Here is a 1,781-nt window from a genome sequence, read left to right as displayed (position 1 = left end):
GCCCTTCTGTAATGGGCCCGATGATGTCAAGCCTCCCGAGTGAACGTCACGCCGCCGAACTCATGCTTCTGTCCGTGGTCAACGCCTGGCCGCCACATCATGCTGTCAGAGGGAGCGGTGAGCCTATCTAGATACGCGTGGTTCGTCAGATGACGGCCACTGGGCGTGTAACGGCTTCACCGGATCCACCGTCCCGGCGACGGGACTTCGGGCACTGGGCTTCAGTTCAGCCCGGTTGCGTTCTTGATCTCCTCCACGTCTTCTATGCCGCGATCGGCCCCGCTTCGGTCCATCGGTAAGTTGTGCCGTCGACCCAGATCCGATGCAGGATCACTGCGAGCTTACGTGCCAGAGCAACTTTTGCGCGCTTCTGTAATGGGCCCGATGATGTCAAGCCTCCCGAGTGAACGTCACGCCGCCGAACTCATGCTTCTGTCCGTGGTCAACGCCTGGCCGCCACATCATGCTGTCAGAGGGAGCGGTGAGCCTATCTAGATACGCGTGGTTCGTCAGATGACGGCCACTGGGCGTGTAACGGCTTCACCGGATCCACCGTCCCGGCGACGGGACTTCGGGCACTGGGCTTCAGTTCAGCCCGGTTGCGTTCTTGATCTCCTCCACGTCTTCTATGCCGCGATCGGCCCCGCTTCGGTCCATCGGTAAGTTGTGCCGTCGACCCAGATCCGATGCAGGATCACTGCGAGCTTACGTGCCAGAGCAACTTTTGCGCGCTTCGAACCTCGCCGCTTGGCGACGTCCATCCCCCAACGCTTGAGTTTTGAGAACCGCGTGATGCGCGATAGCAGAACGTTGGCAGCCTCATACAACACCGTGCGCACTATCTCGTCTCCGGCCAGCGTGATCCCGCCCGTGACGTCCTTTTCTCCTGATTGGTATTTCTTTGGCGTGAGCCCGAATAGCGCGCCTGCTGCCTTCGATTTCACGATGCGATGAGGATCATCAATCGCCGATTTGTAGGTGACAGCCACCAGGGGACCAACGCCCGGCACTGTCATGAGCCGGCGACAAACCGCATCGTCACGCACAATTGCCAGCACGGCCTTATGTAGCCTTCCGTACTCTGCCTTCAAGGCCGATCGCGCCGAAAGCATCGCTGTGGCAATGCGCTCCAATGTCGCCTGACCCGCAACCAACTCTTGGATCCGCGCTTCGAAATTCTTCCGCGTCACCGGGCCAACCTTCAGCCCAAAGCCACGCAAAATCCCGCGGATACTTAATTCCACATCGATAAGTCGCCCAAGAAGCTGCTTGCGCGCGACCAGTAGCGCTCGAATCTCCTGAGCCCCTATCGACTTTGCGTGCACCGCGCGGAACCATCCCATCCGGATCAACTGGGCAATCCCGCGTGCATCCTTGCGATCAGTCTTCACCGTCATCGCTGACAATGCTGCCTTCACATGCCGCGTTTCCAGCAAGACCGTCTCGAATCCTACTCTTTGCAGCCCGGCATGCAGCCATTGCGACAGTGGTCCAGCCTCCAGCCCGATCCGATTCACTGCAAAGCCAAGCGTCTCGAAAAATTCGACTAGGGCGTCGGGTTCACTCGCGACCTTCGCCTCCTTCAGGATCGTACCCTGGGCATCCACAATGCATACGCTCGAGAGTTCCAACGACACGTCAATTCCGGCATACTTCTCCACGGCTGTCCTCCGTCTCCAGATGCTTGGGGCAACTCAAGTCGTGACCCCGTTGCATCATCTATCGGGGGACAGCCACCATCATCCCCCCTTGCTCGGAGCCGGGCCCATTACGGCATCTAG

General features: G+C 59.3%; 1 protein-coding gene and 1 pseudogene. Both read right to left on the bottom strand.

The annotated features are described in order from the left end of the window. Nucleotides 1–262: 262 nt before the first annotated feature. A pseudogene (locus IVB46_RS37930) lies at nucleotides 263–370 on the bottom strand (IS110 family transposase); the annotation flags it as partial. Between the two features lie 256 nt (nucleotides 371–626). Beyond that, nucleotides 627–1,661, bottom strand: coding sequence for an IS110 family transposase (locus IVB46_RS37925; protein WP_247344886.1), 1,035 nt, complete (start codon nucleotides 1,659–1,661; stop codon nucleotides 627–629). Between the last annotated feature and the right edge of the window lie 120 nt (nucleotides 1,662–1,781).

This window comes from Bradyrhizobium sp. 61 (assembly GCF_023073075.1).
Lineage (GTDB): Bacteria > Pseudomonadota > Alphaproteobacteria > Rhizobiales > Xanthobacteraceae > Bradyrhizobium > Bradyrhizobium barranii.
This window is presented reverse-complemented; position numbering and strand designations above follow the sequence as displayed.